At 51.3% G+C, this 14,169-nt stretch carries 15 protein-coding genes and 2 tRNA genes; 9 read left to right on the top strand and 8 right to left on the bottom strand.

The window, feature by feature from the left end:
• Positions 1-105 precede the first annotated feature (105 nt).
• Positions 106-885 (bottom strand): ABC transporter permease, encoded by a 780-nt coding sequence (locus K3T83_RS09160; RefSeq protein ID WP_220202662.1) that lies wholly within the window; start codon positions 883-885, stop codon positions 106-108.
• Positions 882-1,865: an ABC transporter ATP-binding protein gene (locus K3T83_RS09155; protein WP_220202661.1), complete on the bottom strand. Its 984-nt coding sequence runs from the start codon at positions 1,863-1,865 to the stop codon at positions 882-884. The genes K3T83_RS09160 and K3T83_RS09155 overlap by 4 nt, the downstream gene beginning before the upstream one ends.
• A gap of 259 nt (positions 1,866-2,124) precedes the next feature.
• On the opposite strand from K3T83_RS09155, the gene K3T83_RS09150 reads away from it, so the two are divergent.
• The 5 genes from K3T83_RS09150 (at position 2,125) to K3T83_RS09130 (ending at position 5,885) form a co-directional block, all read left to right on the top strand.
• Positions 2,125-2,289 carry a lmo0937 family membrane protein gene (locus K3T83_RS09150; protein ID WP_220202660.1) on the top strand — a complete coding sequence of 55 codons (165 nt, stop codon included), beginning with the start codon at positions 2,125-2,127 and terminating at the stop codon, positions 2,287-2,289.
• Positions 2,290-2,587: 298 nt separating this feature from the next.
• Entirely contained in the window at positions 2,588-4,081 is a 1,494-nt protein-coding gene (gene guaB / locus K3T83_RS09145) for an IMP dehydrogenase (protein ID WP_220202659.1), read from the top strand.
• Positions 4,082-4,372: 291 nt separating this feature from the next.
• Entirely contained in the window at positions 4,373-4,738 is a 366-nt protein-coding gene (locus tag K3T83_RS09140) for a roadblock/LC7 domain-containing protein (RefSeq protein WP_220202658.1), read from the top strand.
• Positions 4,739-4,799: 61 nt separating this feature from the next.
• Positions 4,800-5,294: a roadblock/LC7 domain-containing protein gene (locus K3T83_RS09135; protein ID WP_220202657.1), complete on the top strand. Its 495-nt coding sequence runs from the start codon at positions 4,800-4,802 to the stop codon at positions 5,292-5,294.
• A gap of 15 nt (positions 5,295-5,309) precedes the next feature.
• Positions 5,310-5,885: a GTP-binding protein gene (locus K3T83_RS09130; RefSeq protein WP_220202656.1), complete on the top strand. Its 576-nt coding sequence runs from the start codon at positions 5,310-5,312 to the stop codon at positions 5,883-5,885.
• Between the two features lie 20 nt (positions 5,886-5,905).
• On the opposite strand, the gene K3T83_RS09125 is transcribed toward K3T83_RS09130, so the two are convergent.
• The 3 genes from K3T83_RS09125 to K3T83_RS09115 all read right to left on the bottom strand — a co-directional run bounded on the left by K3T83_RS09125 (position 5,906) and on the right by K3T83_RS09115 (position 7,451).
• Positions 5,906-6,370, bottom strand: a complete 465-nt coding sequence (locus K3T83_RS09125) for an HAD family hydrolase (RefSeq protein WP_220202655.1) — start codon at positions 6,368-6,370, stop codon at positions 5,906-5,908.
• 84 nt (positions 6,371-6,454) lie between these two features.
• Complete coding sequence (locus tag K3T83_RS09120) at positions 6,455-6,916, bottom strand: hypothetical protein (protein WP_220202654.1); 462 nt, start codon at positions 6,914-6,916, stop codon at positions 6,455-6,457.
• A 64-nt stretch (positions 6,917-6,980) separates the two neighbouring features.
• On the bottom strand, positions 6,981-7,451 hold the full coding sequence (locus tag K3T83_RS09115) for a ribonuclease FAU-1 family protein (RefSeq protein WP_220202653.1): 471 nt from the start codon (positions 7,449-7,451) through the stop codon (positions 6,981-6,983).
• Between the two features lie 424 nt (positions 7,452-7,875).
• Between K3T83_RS09115 and serS the strand changes: the two genes are divergently transcribed.
• The 4 genes from serS to K3T83_RS09095 all read left to right on the top strand — a co-directional run bounded on the left by serS (position 7,876) and on the right by K3T83_RS09095 (position 12,177).
• Complete coding sequence (gene serS / locus K3T83_RS09110) at positions 7,876-9,177, top strand: serine--tRNA ligase (RefSeq protein WP_236064858.1); 1,302 nt, start codon at positions 7,876-7,878, stop codon at positions 9,175-9,177.
• A 107-nt stretch (positions 9,178-9,284) separates the two neighbouring features.
• Positions 9,285-9,367, top strand: a tRNA-Ser gene (locus K3T83_RS09105).
• A gap of 253 nt (positions 9,368-9,620) precedes the next feature.
• A complete protein-coding gene (locus tag K3T83_RS09100) occupies positions 9,621-11,072 on the top strand; it encodes a DUF4388 domain-containing protein (protein ID WP_220202652.1) in 1,452 nt (483 codons plus the stop codon).
• A 46-nt stretch (positions 11,073-11,118) separates the two neighbouring features.
• Complete coding sequence (locus K3T83_RS09095) at positions 11,119-12,177, top strand: sigma-54 interaction domain-containing protein (RefSeq protein ID WP_220202651.1); 1,059 nt, start codon at positions 11,119-11,121, stop codon at positions 12,175-12,177.
• Between the two features lie 18 nt (positions 12,178-12,195).
• Here the strand turns inward: K3T83_RS09095 and K3T83_RS09090 are convergent, their stop codons facing one another.
• From K3T83_RS09090 to K3T83_RS09080, 3 genes are all read right to left on the bottom strand, one after another.
• Positions 12,196-13,422: a molybdopterin molybdotransferase MoeA gene (locus tag K3T83_RS09090; protein ID WP_220202650.1), complete on the bottom strand. Its 1,227-nt coding sequence runs from the start codon at positions 13,420-13,422 to the stop codon at positions 12,196-12,198.
• 160 nt (positions 13,423-13,582) lie between these two features.
• Positions 13,583-13,656, bottom strand: a tRNA-Glu gene (locus K3T83_RS09085).
• Positions 13,657-13,767: 111 nt separating this feature from the next.
• Entirely contained in the window at positions 13,768-14,154 is a 387-nt protein-coding gene (locus K3T83_RS09080; protein ID WP_220202649.1) for a VOC family protein, read from the bottom strand.
• Positions 14,155-14,169 lie beyond the last annotated feature (15 nt).

Raw genomic sequence — 14,169 nt, 5'->3', positions numbered from 1 at the left:
CTCTCCATATCAGCGCATCTCTGAAAGAACGATGGCTCTACCCCTTTATCGTCCTGAGACCAGAAAGAAGGTAGAGCCATTCAATCAGTAGATACACTATGCTGATTATTCCCACTTGAATGTGCGTATTGCCACCAGAAGAATGAGGATGGCCCACACTGCCAGGACAATGAGCGGTCCGGTTGGGAGGGTGGAACTGTTGCTCATTGTGGCTTGCAATGCCTGTGTTAGCGCTGCGGCAGGTAGGATCTGTGCAAAAGCAGCTAATGGGGCTGGGAGATGGTCGAGCGGGAGAATGCCGCCGCCGATCAGCACAAAAATTAAGAATAGCGCATTGGCCCCCGCCAGTGTCAGTTCTGCACGCAATGCCCCCGCCATTGCCAATCCCAGTCCCGCGAATGTCACCGTTCCCAGCGCAATAGAGAGCAGGGCAAGGAGCGGAGACCCAACCGGATGCCATCCGTAGAGCGTGATTGCAATACCGACCAGCAACAAGACCTGTATCACTTCCAGAATGAGGATCGAGATCACTTTGGCGATGATCAGACCGCTGCGTGGTAGAGGAGAACTCCCCAACCGCTTTAGCACGCCATAGTAGCGCTCATAGGCCGTTGCGATTCCCAGGTTGACCATCCCAGCTGCCATGATTGCCAGCGCGAGAATGCCTGGGAGCAGGAAGTTAATCGAGCTGCCGTTGACAGCGGGTACAATATTGAGCGATGTGAAGAAGATCAACAACAATACCGGAACGATCAATGTGACCAGGACGTTTTCACCTCGTCTGAGGGTGAGCAGAAGTTCAAACTGTGTTTGCGTCGCGATTTGACGCACGAGGGGAGCGGCTGCACTGCTCTCAGGTTGTCGCTGTTCGCCCGTTGCAATCATTCTCGCACCTCCGATCCGGTCAGACGTAAGAAGAGATCTTCCAGCGAGCCATGCCCAACACGCAGTTCTGATAGGGTCACGTGTTGATCTCGTAGCCAGGCCGTCAGATCGGCCAGCAGTGCCGGGATGCTGCCTGCTTCGTTGATTTCTATCAAATAGCTTCCAGGGCGCACCTCTTCCGCTTTCCGAGCTGAGGGCAAGGCCGCCATTTGCTGGCAATCCAGTCCGGCGGGAGCGACGAAGCGTACCATGTTGGCGTTTTGTACCCCTGTCATGTTGGCCGGGGTATCCAGCGCGATCAACTCTCCATGATCGATAATGGCGACGCGATCAGCCAGCCGCTCAGCCTCGTCCATCAGGTGAGTTGTGAGCAGGATCGTTACCCCTTTTTGCTGTAAGTCGCGGATGATTTCCCAGGTGACTAACCGTGCCTGGGGGTCCATCCCGGCGGTTGGTTCGTCCAGAAACACCAGCGCTGGATTGCCCACTAATGCAACTGCCAGTGCCAGACGACGCTTCTGTCCACCAGAGAGGCGACGGCAGCGTGTTTTTGCAGCAGATGTTAGTCCCACTCGTTCAAGCAATGCGTCGATGTTTTGTGGTTGTTTGTAATAACCAGCGAAGAGGTGTAGCACCTCGCGCGCTGTCAGCCCTGGATAGAGGCCGTCCTGTTGTAACATGACACCGATTTGTGGTTTGAGCGTCTGTGCCTCGCGTAACGGGTCCAGGCCAAGCACGCGAATCGTGCCTTCGTCTGGTGTGCGATATCCTTCGAGCGTTTCGACCGTTGTAGTTTTGCCTGCTCCGTTGGGGCCAAGCAGGGCAAAGACCTCCCCTTGCCGCACGCTGAACTGTAAATGATTCACGACTCTATTTGAGCCGTAACTTTTGCTAAAATTGTCAACGACGATAGCTGCCTCTCCTTGCTCTACTGCATCGGATGAAGCCCTTTGCGCCGTTGTCTGCATATGAGCAGACATAGATTTTTCTCCTTTTGCCGTAATGGGAATAGCCTCGTACATACAGTACAGCAAGTTGCTATGAACGACAAGGGCGGATCAAAGAAGATGAGATTTTTGTCGCTGTGAAAGCTTAGAAGATGGTAAGAACCGGGATGATATAAATCTATTTGCATTTCTGGTACGTGTTAGCAGTAACGAGGACTTCTTCTCCCCAGGTTTGACATAAGAGTGTCGTCCAGTGACAAAACAGATATAGCAAGTAAAGAGAGGTAATTCTATGTTTGGTATCCTTTGGGGTGTCGTTGTTGTTTTGTTTGTCTTATGGCTGCTTGGTTTTCTTTTCCATATCGCTGGCGGACTGGTCCATATCCTGCTAGTCATTGCAGCCATCGTCCTGATCTACAATCTGATTGCCGGAGGCCGTTCGCGTCGTACGCTATAAATACACTATCTGCCGATAGGAAGCGATGAGGTAATAACAATTTTATTGTCTCATCGCTTATTTTTTATGAAAAAAAGATGCTGAAGCTTTTCCGATGAATTTAGAGAGAAATTATGTATTGGTGCTTGTAAATTTGACGCTGATGAAGCCAGGTGTTACACTATCAGGAACATTATTGTCATTGTCTGGTATTGACGCTCATTGCTGAACTAGTTGTCACCTTATATATGCCCCCATTGGGTGGACCAGCTCGCGTTTTGACGTGTGCTGGCATTTTTTTAAGGAGGAGTCTGCGATCATGTCTTCGGCGCAAGGCGCATACGATGAAAAATTTGCCAAGGAAGGGCTTACCTTCGATGACGTGTTGATTATTCCTGGTGCTTCTTCTGTTCTCCCTCGCGATGTCTCGACACGAACCCGCCTGACACGGACCATTTCTATCAATATCCCTGTTATCAGTGCCGCTATGGATACGGTGACAGAGGGACGGCTGGCGATTGCTCTGGCGCGAGAGGGAGGCATGGGCATTATCCACCGTAATTTGTCAATTGAGGATCAGGCTCAGGAAGTTGATAAAGTCAAGCGTTCTGAATCTGGTATGATCACTGATCCCATCACCTTAGAGCCAACTGCGTTGTTGCGCGAAGCACTGGAAGCAATGAAGCGTTTCCATATATCGGGTATTCCGATTACAGAGCATGGTCGCCTGGTGGGTATTCTCACCAATCGTGATATTCGTTTTGAGACCAGCGTGGATCGCCCTATCTCCGAATTGATGACCCATGAGCCGTTGGTGACAGTTCCAGTGGGAACCACGCTGGAGCAGGCACGAGAGCAACTCCATCGTCACAAAATTGAAAAATTGCCAGTAGTGGATGAGCATGGGATGTTGAAGGGGCTGATCACCATGAAGGATATTCAGAAGAAGATTCTGTATCCCAATGCCGCAAAGGATGAGTATGGTCGCCTGCGCGTCGGAGCCGCCATAGGTGTTGCCGATGCTGAGGAACGTGCTGGCGCTCTGATCGAAGAGGGGGTCGATGTTCTGGTGATTGATACCTCTCATGCCCACTCGCACATGGTCATCGAGACGGTTGCTCGTGTAAAAGATCTCTTCGGGAAGCGTGTGCAATTGATTGCTGGTAATGTGGTGACAGCTGAGGCGACCGAGGCGCTGATTCAGGCAGGTGTTGATGGCGTCAAAGCAGGCATTGGGGCAGGTGCTATTTGCACTACGCGCATCATCGCCGGGGTCGGTATGCCTCAGATTACCGCCGTTTATGATTGTACCTTAATCGCACATCGCTATGGCGTACCAGTCATCGCCGATGGTGGCATTCAATATTCTGGCGATATTGCGAAAGCTATCGCAGCAGGCGCTGATACGGTGATGCTTGGCAGTCTGTTGGCGGGCGTCGATGAGAGTCCTGGCGAACTGATTATCTCTCATGGAGAGCGTTTCAAAGATTATCGCGGTATGGGCTCTATCGCAGCAATGAAGCAGCGCAGTTATAGCAAAGATCGCTACTTTCAGGATGGCATGGAAGAGTCGCAGGTCATTGCTGAAGGCATTGAGGCACGCGTCCCGTATAAGGGGATGCTTGGCCCTCTGGTCTATCAACTGGTTGGTGGTCTCCGTCAGTCGATGGGCTATGCCGGGGCTGCAACCATTCAGGAGATGCAGGAGAAGACCCGCTTTACTCGCATCACCAATGCTGGCTTGCGCGAAAGTCATCCGCACGATGTCATGATTACCAAAGAGGCCCCCAACTATGGGACGAAGCACCGTTAGTCGCTGGCTCTAGATATGAAGGATGAGAGGTTGGTTGCGAGTAGATTCGGCCTTTCATCCTTTCACCTGCTATCTCACTATTTTTACAGTGGCGATGAGATATAAGCTACTCTGGAGAGAAATATACTGAAGAGATGCGGTGAAGGGATAGAATATGGTGAAGAAATAGAAATGTCTATTAGCCAGATTTTCCCACCGAATTGCACCTCATGATTACGTTGAGTTAGAATAGCAAAGGTCATACTCTATCAACATGTTGCAGAAAGGCAACCAACCTGTGCGGAGGATATAATGGTTGATCTTAAACAAACACTGAGCCGCTTCTTATCGATACCAGGAGTGCGTCAGTCTATCCTTGTCGGAAGAGACGGCTTGATGATCGAGGGGCTGACACGTGAGGGCAAAGAGGATATGGAGGCCGTAGGAGCCATTACAACGACCGGCCTGAGTACTGCTGAGGCGCTTGGTCAGGAGATTGCTCGGGGGGGCGTTGTGGGTCTGGTGATGGAGTATGAACATGGTCTGGTGAGCGTTGATCCTTTAGGTGATTTTGCTTTATTGGTAACTCTTTTTGATAATGCCTCGCATCTTGGTCGCGTACGCCATCTGGTGAAGGCGAGCCGTAATGAAATTCTTGAGGCTCTTGATATAGTATAGTTAAAGTATGTGATATGGGTATTTTATGATGCCAGGCGTGTACACGGAGGGCGGCGCGTCCATGGAACAACTAACGAATCTTATCATTTCGGATCGTGAATTAGCCACAATTTCTGCATTACTAACGAAACTGATGAATGATACCAATGCCACGTCTACCATGCTGCTCGATAAAAGCGGTCAGGTTGTGGCGGTGCAGGGAACCGGTATGCGGCGGAATGCCACCACGCTTGGTGCTTTGCTCGCTGGTGTCTTTTCCTCATCGCGAGAGGTCGCCAGACTGCTCGATGAAAAGGACTTTCGCAGCATCTTTCAGCAAGGTGTGCAGGAAAATATCTACACCTCTATGGTGGAAGAACAATGGCTGCTCGTCATCATATTTGATCGGCTGACTCACATCGGCCTTGTAAAAGTACTCTCAAAAAAAGCTTCAGATGAACTGGGTCGCATTTTGGAACGCGTTCGCAGCGATACCTCGCGCACCAAGTCGTCCGTCATCAATTTGCAGTTTCGTTCTTCGGTCGAGGATACTATCGATCTGCTCTTCCGCGATTAGGAGAACCCATTATTTATGGCTCTCATTAATATTGCGACCCACGAGATCCACTGCAAGATTGTCTATTATGGCATCGGGTACTGTGGTAAAACGACAAACTTGCAACACGTACACCGGAGCATTGATCCGCGTGCCAGAGGCGATATGCTCTCTATTGCTACCGAGACCGAGCGCACCTTATTTTTTGATTTCCTTCCCCTTGATCTCGGTACCGTTCATGGATTTCGTACACGCTTTCATCTCTATACCGTACCCGGCCAGATCCTCTACGAGCGTACCCGCCTGGCTGTCCTCAACGGCGCTGATGGGATCGTTTTCGTGGTCGATTCACAGGCGGAAAAGTTTGAGGAGAACATCCAGAGTATTGCCGAATTAGAGATGAATATGCGGCGTATCGGCAAAGATCTGGGACGTTTCCCCTTCGTCATTCAGTGGAATAAACGCGATATGCCGAATGCTTTGCCCATTCCTGTGCTTGAACGCTATCTCAATCGTCGTCGCGTTCCCAGCTATGAGGCAATAGCTTCAGCTGGCAGAGGCGTCTTTGCCACTCTGCGTGCTATTAGTAAAAACGTCATGGCTCAGTTATAAATACTGCTGGTGTTTTGTCCTTAGCCGCGCAAGGTGGCTATCAGGCGCTTCGGTTTGAGCAGGAGGTCAATCGCATCTATCGGACTGTATACCAGTACGTCGGCCGCCTGCAATGCTCGTATTGCCACCCCTTCGGTTGTTAAGACTGCAATACCGAGCATTGCCAGCCGTAGCATGCCTGTGTCGTTGATGCCGTTGCCAAAGGCGATGACGTGGTCCGATCCTAGCTGCTGCACATAGCGCACTTTTTCGTCTCCCCTATGAATGACATGGAGAGGAAACCCCAGCGCTTTTTCGAGTTCCGGCAGGTTGCCATGTGTTCCTGCTGTGAGTAAATGAACGGTGAGTTGCTCGGCCAAATCTTGTAGCCGCTCAGCCACTTCGGGGTAGACGATGCCATCGATGGCGAGGGTTCCATTAATGTCGAAGACGGCATGCTGCAACTCAATAATGCCTCTTTGGGGAATATCTACTTTGATTGCCAATGTTCTTTTTCTCCCTCTTTGTACGTTTTTAACGCACGTCTTCGGTAACAGCATACATCAGATATCTCTCGTTATGCAAGAGACCTAGATAGCGTTTTCTGATGGTAGCGTTGCACCCATGCCCGCCAGCGCCAGGGATGCCGAGAGACGGATTGCGCGTGTGAGGCGTGGCTGATTTGCTATTTGCTGAAGGAGAGGGATCGTTGCTTTATCGTTGAGCAGCGTCAGAAGCCAGACGATAGCCTGCTGATCCGCCTGGTTGTTGTGTGGTTCTTGTAGAGAGCGTACTAGATGAAGAGAGAAACGGTTGCCAAAGGTGGTCGCACACGCCTGGAGTTGTTGACGGAGTTCACTGGTTGAAACTGTATTGCTATGACAATGCTGTACGATATCCTTGGTTTTACGACGAAGTTCTCGCTGAGACTCAAGCTCCACTACATTCTGGCTAAAAGAAGAAGTTGTGGGTGTTTGCACTGGCAGGTTTTCAACTGCGACATGGGTATGTTTAGCCATTGTCTGGAACAGCCTGGCGTCCCAATTTTCCATCAAGATATGTCCTTTCGGGAATGGATGTGGTCCCTTCCCAGGGATAGCATGTTCTATCTGTCTACTATTTGTTTGTTAAGTTGGTGAATGGTTCCGCACGTGTGGCCAGCAATGCCAGAAGTGCCCGCATTCCCAGCTCAGCTCCTGTGTACTGCTCCTGGCTCAGCGTGGTCTCTGCTGCAAATTCGTCCTCGTCCAGCATGAGCGTCTCTCCCTCGGGAGTAACCCACACATCCAGAATCAGGTCGATCTGCTCTATATGATCGCTGTAAATGTGAGCCGGTTCCGCGATATTGCAGTACCAGCCCTTGCGCGTACCGTCACTGCTAGCAATATCAAAAATATTGAACCAGCACTTCGTCGAATAGTATTCAGTAAAGCGATCCCCTGATTCAAAACGGGTATATCCCAGATCTTTTGCTGGTAGTGTCCAGTACGCTTCAATTACCACTTCATCAGCCGAACGCCGAATAACTTTACCCTCGTAGCGGATTTTTTCCTTACCACGATGGTCTTGCTTGATTACTGTGATCATGGTTGCTGTATTACTCTGTTTTCTATGATCTTATCAAACAGTGTATAGTGTATCCCAGATCTATCTAATGTGCAATGATAGCCAGGAACAGCCAGGGCTTTCCAGTTCTCCGCTCAAAGGGGTGCAGGGGTCTCCCTGCCGGGGCCTGGGGCGTCCCCAGTTTCCTTCCCTCCTTCGCGCGCCGCCGCAGGCGGCGCGCAAAAGAGAAGAAAAAAGGTTTTTGCGGGGACACCCCGCACCCCAGCAAAGGGCTGCCGCCCTCTGCACTCCTGCTAGATGGGAGAATTGGAAAGCCCTGAGGAACAGCAGCGAAACGCGACATTTTTTCGTGCTGGAACGTTCCAGTGAAGTACAATCTGGATCGGAGAAACGTTTTTCGTGCCTGGATTCAAACTATAGAGGCTTGCAGCGAGTTTTCATTGTCATGTATACTAGGCTTGTTATGTTGAGCCTTGATTTTATCTGTCAGAATCCTCATATAGTGCGCGAAGCGTTGCGGCTGCGTGGGGATACACGTAATATCGATGAAATACTGCGCCTTGCTGAGCAGCGGCGTGGGTTGATAACGCGTCAGGATGGGTTGTATGCGTCTCTCAAGCAGCTCAAAGAGGCGGCGCGTACGGCTTCCACCGAACAACGCTCTGCACTGAACCAGCAAATAAAGGTGGTTGGGCAGGATATTCGGCGCATTGAATTGCAAAGCTCGGATGTTGATACTCGCTTGCAATTGTTGATGCTTTCTCTGCCCAACTTGCCTCAGCAGAGTGTACCAAATGCTGATGAGCAGGCTTCCGATCAGGAGCTAGGGCATTGGGGCGAGCGGACGATCTTCCATTTTACGCCGCAAGGTCATTGGGATCTGGGGCAGCGTCTGGATATGATCGATGTTACAGGAGGCTCAAAGATTGCTGGGAGTCGTTTTGTAGCATTAAAGGGTATGGGCGCACGTCTGGAACGTGCCCTGATCTCTTTTATGCTGGATATTCATACGCGTGAGCATGGCTATACTGAAATCATGCCTCCATATCTGGTGAGGCAGGCGGCAATGATTGCCGCTGGACAACTCCCCAGCTTTGAGGATCAGGCCTATATCTGTTCGATTGACGAGGTTTTTCTGAATCCAACAGCGGAGGTTCCACTGGTGGGCCTGCATAGTGACACTATTTTGACGCGTGAAGAGCTTCCCTTGCGCTATGCTGCTTCGGCAACGTCTTTTCGCCGCGATGCTGGTTCTGGTTCTCAGCAGAAACGAGGTCTCTTGAGCCTCCATCAGTTCAACATGGTAGAGCTATTTCAGCTTGTTGTGCCAGAAGAATCTAATGACACGCTTGAGCGTATGGTTTTTCATGTTGAGCGTATATTGCGCCTGCTGGAGTTGCCCTATCGTGTGATGGGCCTGTCTGCCAGTAACCTGCCCTTTGCAGCTGCGAGAACGATTGATTTGGAGGTATGGATGCCTGGCTCTGATTATTATGTGCAGGTATCCTCAGTGAGCAATTGTGAGGCTTTTCAGGCCCGTCGCGCCCATATCAAGTTTCGCCCTAACAATACAGCGCGTGCTGAGTACGTTCATACACTCAGTGCTTCAGGATTGATTGTGGGTCGTACAATGGCTGCGATACTGGAAGTCTATCAACAGGCTGATGGTTCGATAATTGTGCCAAAAGTACTACGTCCATATATGAACACTGCCCTGCTTTCACCTGCGCGAACCGATGTGAAGTAGCCTGGCAAGCCTGTGAAGAGCAGAGTTACATCGAAATTGGCGATGCGGTCCCGAAATTTCCCTCTATCCCCTTCCCAATCTATAACAGATGTGGTACACTATGTCTCGGAAGGATGGCAGAGTGGTCTATTGCGACTGTCTTGAAAACAGTTGGGTGAAAGCCCCGGGGGTTCGAATCCCTCTCCTTCCGTTGCCAGGTAGTGGGACTTCTCTTTCTCAGGTATGACTTTTCTTTCCCTCTCAGATTGCAGAAAGAGGTTCCCTTATAATCACTTTGTCAACGATGATGTTGACGATTTGGCGCTGTATATGAAGCTTTACTTCTGGATAATCATAGAAATACCAATATTATCGTAGTGGACTCCCGGGCTGGTGTATCCTTCTGTGGGGGGATAGAGAATATGCGAGGCCTGGAGCCGTTTCTGGACGGACGGTGAATTACTGTGTCACTCATAGGTACGTTAGAACAGTTTAATCTGTCTAGTGTTTTACAGCGAGTGGAGACACATTCCAAAACGGGGCTGTTGATCATCAAACAGGGCGCTCATTGGGTTGAATTCTATTTCCGTGAAGGACGTATGATTTTTATTGGCCCTGTTCGCACCAATGCAACTTTAGGGGAAAGATTGCTACAAGATGGTGTGATCTCTGCTCAGGCATTACAGCAAGTGTTACTCGCGCTTGGTGCAGACCAAACCAGCGAGACCCGGGTGGCGCTTGCTCTGATGGATCAGGGGTTAGTGGAACATAGCACATTGCGCGCCTGGGCAAGCCAGAAGGCAATGGATGTCTTGCGTGTTTTGCTGGCCTGGACGGATGGCGAAATCTACTTTGAGGATGAAGTGCCGCCTCCTACCGATCGTCTGCTCGTGGCCCTGTCTGTTGTGTCTCTGTTTTCTTCGATGCCTGCGACTGGTCCAACGCCAGTTCCACCATTGACCCATAGTGGCATTTTTCCACAAACTCCTGCACCTGCCAGACCTGTGGAACCAACTCCTCCTCCAGATATTGCCAAACTGCCTACGTTGATGAGTGCTTCTCAGTTTTTCCAGGAAACTCCTCCGCCCATGAATTCGCTTCCAGGGCTGGATGCGTTCGTATCACCACCATCTCTTGCACCCGCGCCGTCTCAGGCGCCCGCGCCAGTTGCACGTGTGGCTCAGCCTTCGCTGGCCCCTGCTGCTATGCCATCGCCATCAACAGATTCTCTTTCCGACTCGTTGCCCGCAACCGGGTCTCTGCCATCTTTTCTCGATTTAGGGCTTGATGAAAGTGCCTCGTCAAATACAACTCTGTCCCGTCCCGAGCGCGTGATGAATCCCGTTCCCCCAAAACGGATTGACACATCATTTATGAAACCTGATATGGTACTGGCTCCCGCCGATCTATCAGCTTTTCGCGAGCAGAACCCTGCAATACAGTTGACACCCGATCAATGGAGACTGTTGACGCGCGTTGATGGCCGTACTTCGTTGCAATCTGCCTGTCGTGATCTGGGTATTCAGCCTCCTCTTGTTTGTCAGATTGCTGGCGAACTGTTGGCTGAGGGGTTGATCCAGTTGATCCCTCCCGGCTCTGCGCCTATTCAAATGAACGAAGTTGCACCGACATCTAATTCTATGACGACCTCTGGCGTTTATAATAGCTATATGACTCCCGGGTATGCGGCGACGACCACTCCTCCCTGGTCTTCAGCAGTGCCAGATATGACTGCTCCAAATACCCCTCCCGTCCCTTTTGAAACACAATCGCAGTGGGGCAACGGTGGAAATGGTGCTACCTTTGTTCCTGGACATGGTTGGATCGCAACTCCACAACCGCTACAGCCTTTGCATTCCAGCGGTTCATTAGTGGCCCATCGTGGCGTCTACGCTCAAGCGGGAGGTGGGCGCTAACTTCTGCGGCGGGCCGGGCGCTCATCATGAATAAAGGGGAACAGGTGTGAAGGGACGTGGCGTATTGCCTGATTGCGAACAGATTGAAGAAGCGTGGGAAGGGGACCGCCTTGCCGGGATGGTTGTTGGCCGCAGCGCTGCTATGCAGAGCGTTGTAGCAATGGTCCGGCAGGTCGCCCGTTATCCCTCGACGACTATTATGTTGCAGGGAGAGAGTGGCACAGGCAAAGAAGTTGTGGCGCGGGCTATCCACGAATTGAGCAATCGCTCGGCTTACCCATTTGTCGCGCTCAATTGTGCAGCTATTCCAGAGACGTTGCTCGAAAGCGAGTTGTTTGGCGTCGAAGTTGGAGCTTTTACAGATGCCAGAAGTACCCGCGAAGGTTATCTCCTGCATGCTGATGGAGGAACCCTCTTCCTTGATGAGATCGGGTCCATGCCCCTTGTCTTGCAGGCCAAGCTGTTACGCTTTCTAGAAACGCGGGGATTTCGGCGCGTTGGCGGCACAAAGGAAATACATGTCAATTTGCGCGTGATCTCCGCGACGAACAGCGATCTTCAGGCTGAGGTCAGACGTAGAACCTTTCGCGACGATCTGTTTTATCGCCTGAAAGTGATCACGATTGATCTTCCTCCGTTGCGGGCTCGTCCCGAAGATGTTGCTTTGCTGATCGATCACTTTTTGCGAGAGCACAACGCCGGGCGTGAAACTCCCATGCGTATGAGTCAGGAGGCAGCGGCTTTATTACAGCGCTATCCCTGGCCGGGCAATGTGCGTGAACTGCGTAACGTCGTGGAACACGGAGTCATTTTATGCGACTATGACGAGATTCGGCCAGAGCATTTGCCAGAGCATGTGCGACTGGCTGGGACGAGCGCCAGCCAGCGTTTACATGAGTTGCAACAATTGATGCACCTGCCCCCGGAAGGCGTCGATTTGCCGGCTTTTCTCGCAGGTATCGAGCAAACATTTCTGCAAGAAGCACTGGAGCGCTGTGAAGGCAATCAGGTGCGAGCTGCTCACCTGCTGCACATTTCTCGCGATCAGTTGCGCTATCGTTTGCTTGGGAAGAGGTCGTCTTCGTTGCGCCCACCTGTATTATAAACTCAGGGTGTGCCTGGTCTAAATCTCAACTTCAGGCCAGTTCAGCATCATTGCTTTTGCTGTATCGCCTGCATTGAACGTGATACCACCTTCTGGCACGATCAGCAGAGCGTTGGCATTGAGCAGGGAGGTCATGATATGTGATCCCTGGTTGCCTGTTGTGCGTGCCACAAAGCGACCATCTCGCCACTCAACATTCGCCCGTACATAGTGTCGCCGCATTGCTCGCTCATGGATGTCATCCTCTACAATGACATCGATCTGAGGCTTGACGAGTCGGCTATGTCCGAGCAATTTGCGTATCAGTGGCAAGCCAAAGAGTTCAAAGGTAACGGCGCTGGAGACCGGGTTTCCAGGCAATCCGAGTAGCGGAACATCGCCTATGCGCCCGAAGGCCACTGGTTTACCTGGACGCATATTGATACGCCAGAAGTTCATCTGTCCCTGTTCCTGCATTACGTCTTTCACATAGTCAAAGTCTCCAACGGAAACGCCGCCAGAAGTTACTATCAAATCATAGCTGATGGCCTCGGTCAATTTCTCGCGCAGGCTTTCGACGCTGTCCCTGGCGACTCCCAGCCGATGTGCTTCTGCGCCCGCTCGTCGTACCGCAGCTTCTAGCAAGTAGCCGTTGCTGTTGCGAATTTTGCCGGGCTGTAGCTGCTCTCCAACATCAACGATCTCGTCACCTGTACTCAAGATCGCAACTCGTGGGCGTTGTATGACAGGAACATTTGCGCGTCCTAGCGTTGCCAGGATGCCAATTTCCCAGGGGCCAATTTCAGTACCACGCTGTAACGCTGTCTGCCCCGTGCGCATATCCTCGCCAGCGGGACGAATATTGTTGCCCGGCGCGACTTCCTGTAAAATTTCTACCCATTCGCTCTCAGGCCCGTCGCTGCGCGTCAGTTCGACTTGAATAACGGTGTCGGCCCCTGGTGGAACGGGAGCGCCAGTCATGATGCGCATTGCGCTGCCCTCTTCCACCGCGTGGTTCGCGATATAGCCAGCTGCGATGCCACCGGTGACGCGCAGACGGGGCGGGTTGCCGTTGCGAGGCCGACTATCTTTACTGAGAAGGGCAAAGCCATCCATCGCCGAATTGTCAAAGGGTGGAATGTCTTCTTCGGCGATTACGTCTTCAGCCAGTATCAGTCCCAGCGCGTCGGCGAGCGGCACATGGGTTATATTCAAGGGGTGTATTTCAGCAAGAATGCGTGCAAGGGCTTCCTCTACGCTAATCATCGCTCTCTACTGCCTTTCCACAAAAATAGATCTCTGGTGGTTGTGTGATCATTGTATCTCATAGTGGTAGGCAAAGTCTCTTTTGGAGGGGAGAGGGCAATAAAAAAGAAAGCCAGATACATCGCAAATAAAAAGATGCATCTGGCTTTCTTTTAAATAGTACCTCGTACGGGATTCGAACCCGTGATCTCCACCTTGAAAGGGTGATGTCCTAGGCCGCTAGACGAACGAGGCAGAGACAACACTTTTGCGTGTCAACGCTAAGGATTGTACCCTATTGTTGGCGTTCTGTCAAGCACTAATATCAGGAAAATTCCTCTTTCGGCCAATGAAGGTCAACTCTATTTATTGCCCGTCGCGATAATCTCCGAGAATAACCGTCAGTTCAACGCGATTGCCGAGCGGATCTTTGGTGAAAAAGCGTGGGCGGTTGTGGATAGCCAGATCTTCGATAATCGGGTAGCCTGCCTCGCTCACTCTCTTCTTATAGGCATCTAGATCTTCAACAACCAGACAAAAATGGCGGGGATCTTCCTCTGCCACCAGCACTGTACTCGGCACAAAGTGCAGCTCTAATTCTCCTTCTCCTACCGCAAACCAGACAAGATTGAGGTGCTTCAATGTCTGGGGAACCTCTTTTTCCTCAAGCCCAAGTACTCCACCATAAAACGAGCGGACTTGTTGCTGTGCTCCTGCGGGGATAGGTGTCGAGACGTGTTGTAGTCGTGGCATGATTGGATTACTCCC

This window comes from Reticulibacter mediterranei (assembly GCF_016587455.1).
Note: the sequence above shows the minus strand (reverse complement) of the source record. Positions and strands in the feature narration are given on the sequence as shown.

Bases quoted from the DNA above. Each gene is read 5' to 3' on its own strand.
- serS (WP_236064858.1), top strand. From the start codon at position 7,876: ATGTATACTAGGCTTGTTATGTTGAGCCTTGATTTTATCTGTCAGAAT.
- K3T83_RS09140 (WP_220202658.1), top strand. From the start codon at position 4,373: ATGGTTGATCTTAAACAAACACTGAGCCGCTTCTTATCGATACCAGGA.
- K3T83_RS09135 (WP_220202657.1), top strand. From the start codon at position 4,800: ATGGAACAACTAACGAATCTTATCATTTCGGATCGTGAATTAGCCACA.
- K3T83_RS09160 (WP_220202662.1), bottom strand. From the start codon at position 885: ATGATTGCAACGGGCGAACAGCGACAACCTGAGAGCAGTGCAGCCGCT.
- K3T83_RS09115 (WP_220202653.1), bottom strand. From the start codon at position 7,451: ATGATCACAGTAATCAAGCAAGACCATCGTGGTAAGGAAAAAATCCGC.
- K3T83_RS09130 (WP_220202656.1), top strand. From the start codon at position 5,310: ATGGCTCTCATTAATATTGCGACCCACGAGATCCACTGCAAGATTGTC.
- K3T83_RS09080 (WP_220202649.1), bottom strand. From the start codon at position 14,154: ATGCCACGACTACAACACGTCTCGACACCTATCCCCGCAGGAGCACAG.
- K3T83_RS09155 (WP_220202661.1), bottom strand. From the start codon at position 1,865: ATGTCTGCTCATATGCAGACAACGGCGCAAAGGGCTTCATCCGATGCA.
- K3T83_RS09150 (WP_220202660.1), top strand. From the start codon at position 2,125: ATGTTTGGTATCCTTTGGGGTGTCGTTGTTGTTTTGTTTGTCTTATGG.
- K3T83_RS09090 (WP_220202650.1), bottom strand. From the start codon at position 13,422: ATGATTAGCGTAGAGGAAGCCCTTGCACGCATTCTTGCTGAAATACAC.
- guaB (WP_220202659.1), top strand. From the start codon at position 2,588: ATGTCTTCGGCGCAAGGCGCATACGATGAAAAATTTGCCAAGGAAGGG.
- K3T83_RS09120 (WP_220202654.1), bottom strand. From the start codon at position 6,916: ATGGAAAATTGGGACGCCAGGCTGTTCCAGACAATGGCTAAACATACC.